Source organism: Lacticaseibacillus jixiensis, from assembly GCF_042847315.1.
Classification (GTDB): domain Bacteria; phylum Bacillota; class Bacilli; order Lactobacillales; family Lactobacillaceae; genus Lacticaseibacillus; species Lacticaseibacillus jixiensis.
Genome location: NZ_BAAFPR010000009.1, coordinates 133,965 through 139,964 on the forward strand (window position 1 = coordinate 133,965; position 6,000 = coordinate 139,964).

The 6,000-nt window shown below is 52.9% G+C and carries 4 protein-coding genes; 3 read left to right on the plus strand and 1 reads right to left on the minus strand.

What is annotated here, in order from left to right; translation table 11 throughout:
- Window positions 1-304: 304 nt before the first annotated feature.
- Window positions 305-925, minus strand: a complete 621-nt coding sequence (locus ACGG90_RS08000; protein WP_390408023.1) for an SMI1/KNR4 family protein — start codon at window positions 923-925, stop codon at window positions 305-307.
- Between the two features lie 125 nt (window positions 926-1,050).
- Here ACGG90_RS08000 and ACGG90_RS08005 point away from each other — a divergent pair, with 125 nt between their 5' ends.
- The 3 genes from ACGG90_RS08005 (at window position 1,051) to ACGG90_RS08015 (ending at window position 5,730) form a co-directional block, all read left to right on the plus strand.
- Window positions 1,051-1,791, plus strand: coding sequence for a hypothetical protein (locus ACGG90_RS08005; protein WP_390408026.1), 741 nt, complete (start codon window positions 1,051-1,053; stop codon window positions 1,789-1,791).
- 14 nt (window positions 1,792-1,805) lie between these two features.
- The gene (locus ACGG90_RS08010) at window positions 1,806-3,194 is read left to right on the plus strand and encodes a UDP-N-acetylmuramoyl-tripeptide--D-alanyl-D-alanine ligase (RefSeq protein ID WP_390408028.1); all 1,389 of its coding nucleotides are present in this window, start codon (window positions 1,806-1,808) and stop codon (window positions 3,192-3,194) included.
- Between the two features lie 1,003 nt (window positions 3,195-4,197).
- The gene (locus tag ACGG90_RS08015; RefSeq protein WP_390408031.1) at window positions 4,198-5,730 is read left to right on the plus strand and encodes a DEAD/DEAH box helicase; all 1,533 of its coding nucleotides are present in this window, start codon (window positions 4,198-4,200) and stop codon (window positions 5,728-5,730) included.
- Window positions 5,731-6,000 lie beyond the last annotated feature (270 nt).

A 6,000-nucleotide genomic window follows, 5' to 3' on the forward strand; every position in this document is an offset into this window, starting at 1 on the left:
CGAAGGCCAAGCTTGCCTGTTCCCTTCTCCCCGAAACGGACCATTCTGGCAGTGCGAGGCTATCCCTCAAAACTGTGGTTCGCTCGTCCAGAGCGTCAGCCGACTGAACGCGATGAAGCCTGTGACCATGAAAAACCAGGCAAACCAGGACGTATTCAGTGCCTCAGCAAGTGGCAACCACCTGCTGAGTACCTATGGCATAACTCAAGGCAGACATTGGCAAGCATAGCCTGCCTAGACAAAGACACGATTGCCGATTGGCTTTCGTGTCTTTGTCGTGCTGTCAGTTATATGCTGTTTGCCATTAAATGCCGAATACTTGGTGCAGTTGCGCTTGTTGATCCAGCGTCAGCGGCAGGTAAGTTAAGGCAAAAGTGCCTTCCGCTTTGGCCGTTTGGGCCAATGCCGGCTGGGTGGCCAACCAAGTCAGCCAGGCCATATAGTGCGGCCAGTTGGCCTGCTCACGCAACGCGTTCAATAAGGCCGGCAGCGTGGCGGCATCGCAAACTAACAAGGCATGGGCCAATTCTTGATCGGTAAAACCAGGCGCCAACCTTGGCGCACGCCACACCAAGTGCGCAGCGAAATCATCCCAGTTGTGGCCTACTGTCAGCCACTGATCGACTTCCAGATCTAAGTAGCGAATGCGCCCGTCTTCAGCCACAGCAAAAATTTGCTGGCCGTTGACGGATATTGGCAACAACCCCTTGGGCAAACCCGGCACTGTTGTTGCCAAGCCAGGTGTCGCCAAAGCGTGGATCCCAACGCCGTCTAAACCATCAGAAGTCGGTTCGGCTGTGGCTAACCACCAGTGCTTCGGCCAGCGCGCATGGGCAGCTTGCTGCCAGTAGCTGTCAGGCAGCGGTGCGTCAGTGGGGATTGTAAGGGTTGCAGGTTCTGGATAATTGAGGGGCCAAGCAGGCATGATATTTCCTCCAGTTTGCAATTTAGCTACAGGGTAACAGATTTTGGGCAATTCGTCTGCAATTGCAGTATAATCGTGACTGTTAATGTTGTGCGTGCAATTAAACGCGCTGATGGAGGGATACCGTGCGCAATTCAGTGATCTATGTTCATTACGAGCCGCTTGCCCATATGTTTCTGACGGCGGGGATTTCGGCGAGTGATGTGTTGACGGCGACGCCTTCGCCGATGCGCCACTTATTGTTGCTGCCGCCGATCAATGAAGATGAGTTCATTGATCCGCATACCGGCTTCAATGAAATCAGCGGGGTTGAGGCGGTGAGCACGTTCTTGCGCAGTAAAGACGCGCGCGATCGTTCGTGGCTGGATTATAAACATGGCACTTATTTGCGTGAGCTGATGCCCACCGAAATCGCCGAATTGTTGTATCTCGGCCATGCCAAGACCCATATCCAGCCGCCATTCTACTATAAATTACAGAACAATTTGGTATTCTTGCCGCTGCGCAACGATATGGTGACGATTTATGCGCGCCAAACCAGCTTCTTTTCTAGGATGCTGGCGGCGTCGATCGTTAAACACTTGCGCTGGGCGGCTAACGACCAGCCGTTTTGGCTGCGGTTGCGGCAGCAGCATTTTGCCCCGGTGCCGGAGAAGGTGCTGGATCAATTGTTTGCCAACCTCGAAGACGGGGTGCTGTTTGATTTCGGCGGCGGGCTGTTCAGCCGCGATTTGGTGCGCGTGCCGCTGGTCAATTTGGCGGATCGCTTCGTGCCGGATCAACCGCTGGAAATGGATCAAGCCGTGTTGTTTGGCGAGTTGATCTTGGATCGCAAAGCCAATGTTTGGCGTTATGAATTGAAATAAAGGAGTTTGTCCTCATGAAAATGAACCTATCTGAGATCGCGCGTGTGGTTGGCGCCGATTGTCCTTTGGCCCCTGCGATGTGTCCGACTGTCACCGGGGTGGCTTTCGACTCGCGCAAGCTTAAGCCAGGCGACTTATTTGTGCCGCTGGCAGGCGAGCGCGACGGCCACGAATTCCTTCATGCCGCGATCCATAATGGGGCAGTGGCGACATTTATCGCCGCAGACCATGCACCGATCACCACCTCGATCCCGCAACTGGTCGTCGCAGATCCTTTGGCGGCTTTGCAGAAGCTGGCCAGTTATTACTTATTGATGAAGGTCAATCCCAAAGTTGTGGCGATCACCGGCTCTAACGGCAAAACCACGACCAAAGACATGACCGCCGCGATTTTGGCCACGCAATATCATGTGGTGAAGACCCCGGCGAACTTCAACAACGAAATCGGCGTGCCGTTCACGATTTTGTCTATGGACACCAACACCGAAGTACTGGTGGTGGAAATGGGTATGGATCGCCCTGGTCAGCTGGCAACGTTAAGCACCATGGCTGAACCAGATGTGGCGGTGATCACCATGATCGGCGAAGCCCATATCGAATTCTTCAAGACCCGCGACAAAATCGCTGATGCGAAGATGGAAATCGTTTCTGGCCTCAAAGAGGATGGCTTGTTCATCTATAACGGTGACGAACCGCTGTTGCGTGAGCGGGCAACGACCGTTTCTCAAGATAGCAAAACCTTTGGCCTGGATCCGGACAACAACTTATACGCCCGCAACATCCAGACATTTGAAGATCACACCGAATTTGATTTGTCGCGCTGGCCGGATCTGCACTTCAGTATCCCGGTGATGGGTGAATACAATGTGTCCAACGCTTTAGCCGCGATTTTAGTCGGCCGCCGCTTCCATGTGCTGCCTGAATCGATCCAGCATGCGTTGAGCCATTTTGATATCACGGCCAATCGCACCCAGTGGCTGGAAGGTGACGCCGGCGAGCAGATCTTATCTGATGTGTATAACGCCAATCCAACTGCCATGAAAGCTGTGTTGCATGACTTTGGCGAATTTCCTTGTGCCGGGCGCCGTATCGCGGTGTTAGGCGATATGCTGGAGCTTGGTGAAGCATCTCAAGCTTTGCATGCCAGCGTGGCTGAGGCATTAGACCCCCAGAAGATTCAAGAAGTTTACTTATACGGCGACGAAATCGCCGCGTTGCGCGATGCACTGGCTGCGCGCTATGCACCAGAGCATTTGCATTATTTTGCCAAGGATGCGCAGCAAGCCTTGATCAACGCCTTGCAAGAAGCTGTGACCTATCAAGATATGGTCCTGCTCAAAGCCAGCCACGGCTTGCACTTAGAAAATGTCTTGACCGCCTTATTAGATGGCGACCACGATTAACCTTAACCCCGTCTGTGCAGCGTCTGTTGCGTAGGCGGGGTTTTGTTTTGTGGCGGGGCCGGACAGGTGTTGCTGCGCAGCGGGGAAAAAGCGGCGGCGCAGGCGGTGCGGCCGGCTTCAACCCCGCAAAGTACGCGTGGTTTACGCCTAAGTTTCAAGCCCCGCATCGCTTTGCTCAGCGCGGGTCTTGAAACTTGCCGCGATCAGTGCCGCGAGCCAAGCAAAGTACGCTTGTCTCACGGCACTGATCGTTTCACAGCCTGACCGCCGCTTTCCCCCGCCGCTTCGCAACACCTGTCCTACGTATTCACGTTAGGTGAGAATTTACGCGATCAACAGATGATCGATATCAGTCGTAATCCGGAATGAATTTCGAAGAACTGGTGCTTGGTGGCTACATTAGCGCAAGTCAGTTAGTGCCAGGGTGTCCTTCTGCCACGGTTGCGCCAAAGCGTGTGTTAAGTAGCGACGGATAGCAATTAAATCAGGGATTAATTGCTGAGGAACACTAATCCAATTCTTTACGAATGATGTAGGACAAGGGTTGCGGAGCGGCGTGGGGCAAGCGGTGGTCAGGCCGCGAAACAATCAGCATCGCAAGCCATGCGGGCTGTGCTTGGCTTGCGATGCTGATTGCGGCAAGAATTGAGACGGGCAGGTGAGCGAAGCGAGCGCCTGGCTCAATTCTTAGGTGGAAAACGCGTGTCCCTCAGCGCGGTTGGAACCGGCCGCGCTGCCTGCGCCACCGCTTGCCCCACGCTGCGGAGCAACCCTTGTCCGGGCCCTTGCACCACAACAATAAATCTTGGAAATCTGGGTTGAAATCGTCGTTAAATGAAAACAAGATGAGACTCGCAGATAGATAGTTGTGCAAATGGGATAAAAGTGTTAGCATACTTAAGATGCTGTTTTCAGAAAAAACAGTCACGTGACCAGATTTACAAGGCAGACTCCTGGATTGTTTTGTAGATCAGTGTTACACACAATCCAAGGAGGAACCCATTTGAAGTTTAAAGAACTAGGTTTAGATCACGATATTTTAAAGGCCATCACCCGCGCAGGTTTTGAAGAAGCAACGCCCATTCAGGCAGAAACGATCCCGCTGGTGCTGGAAGGCAAAGATGTGATCGGCCAGGCTCAAACTGGTACGGGTAAGACGGCGGCTTTTGGTTTGCCTGTCTTACAAGATATTGACAAAGCAGATCCGTTTGTGCAGACCTTAGTGATCTCACCAACGCGTGAACTTGCCATCCAGACGCAAGAAGAATTATACAAGCTCGGCCGCGATAAGAAGATCAACGTCCAAGCCGTTTATGGCGGTGCCGACATTCGTCGCCAGATCCGACAATTGTCAGATCATCCCAACATCGTTGTTGGTACCCCTGGGCGGATCCTCGACCATATCAACCGGCATACTTTGAAGCTTGGCAACTTGAAGACTTTGGTCCTCGACGAAGCCGATGAAATGCTCGACATGGGCTTCATCGATGACATCGAATCGATCGTCAAGACGGCACCGGATACCCGTCAGACGTTGCTGTTTTCTGCAACGATGCCGGCACCGATCCTGCGCTTGACCAAGAACTTCATGCACGATCCGATCACCGTGCAGATCAAGTCCAAAGAATTAACGGCTGACACCGTTGATCAATATTACGTGCGTTCCAAAGATTTCGAGAAGTTTGACATCATGACCCGTTTGTTTGATGTTCAAGCGCCTGAATTGGCCTTGATCTTCGGTCGGACCAAGCGTCGTGTCGACGAATTGACCCGCGGCTTGAAGGCGCGCGGTTACAAAGCCGAAGGAATCCATGGTGACTTGACGCAACAAAAGCGCATGAGCGTGTTGCGTCAATTCAAAGGCGGCGAGTTGGACTTCTTAGTTGCAACTGATGTGGCAGCGCGTGGTTTGGATATTACCGGCGTGACCCATGTGTACAACTATGACATCCCGCAAGATCCTGATTCCTACGTGCACCGTGTTGGCCGGACCGGCCGTGCCGGCAAGTCCGGTGTGTCTGTGACCTTCGTGACGCCTAACGAAATGGGCTACTTGCGGACGATCGAAGACTTAACCAAGAAGCGCATGATGCCTTTGAAGCCGCCAACAGCCCAAGAAGCTTTCTTAGGCCAGATCTCGACTGGTTTGCAAAACATCAAAGACCAAGTGGCTTCTGACGACTTGGAGAAGTACGAACCAATGGCTGAAGGTTTGTTGGAAGAATACACCCCATTACAGTTGGTTTCCGCTTATCTTAAGAGCATCTCGCCTGATGATGCTTCTACGGTACCGGTTAAGATCACCCCAGAACGTCCGCTGCCTAACCGCGGCGGTCATCGCAATGGCAATGGTGGCGGCGGTTATCGTGGCGGCTACAAGGGCCATCGTTCTAATGGTGACCATCGTGGCAACGGCGATCGCGGCGGTTATCGCGGTCATCGTGATGGCGAAAAGCGTCCTTACGACCGCAACCGTCATGACAGCAGCAAGCGCTCAGACCGTCCGGCCAAGCGCAACTACAGTCATAAAGACTAATCACTAACCAGAAGCGACTACCAAGCGGTAGCCGCTTTTTGCTTGGCTGAAAAGCTGGCGGCAGTTGCCGGAGATGGCGATGCAAACGCCGTTCTTTCAAGCTTACATGATGAGTTTTCATTGCGGCTTTGCGTCTGATGAGGGTAAGCACCTAATAACAGACCGCCTATCCCTCTCAATTGCCAAGCGGTATCATGACCTCATCATAAGAATGGTGAGGTATTTATATGGACGAAGATCAACCCGAGATTGTTCGTATCAAGTTGGACG

Bases quoted from the DNA above. Each gene is read 5' to 3' on its own strand.
- ACGG90_RS08010 (WP_390408028.1), top strand. From the start codon at position 1,806: ATGAAAATGAACCTATCTGAGATCGCGCGTGTGGTTGGCGCCGATTGT.
- ACGG90_RS08000 (WP_390408023.1), bottom strand. From the start codon at position 925: ATGCCTGCTTGGCCCCTCAATTATCCAGAACCTGCAACCCTTACAATC.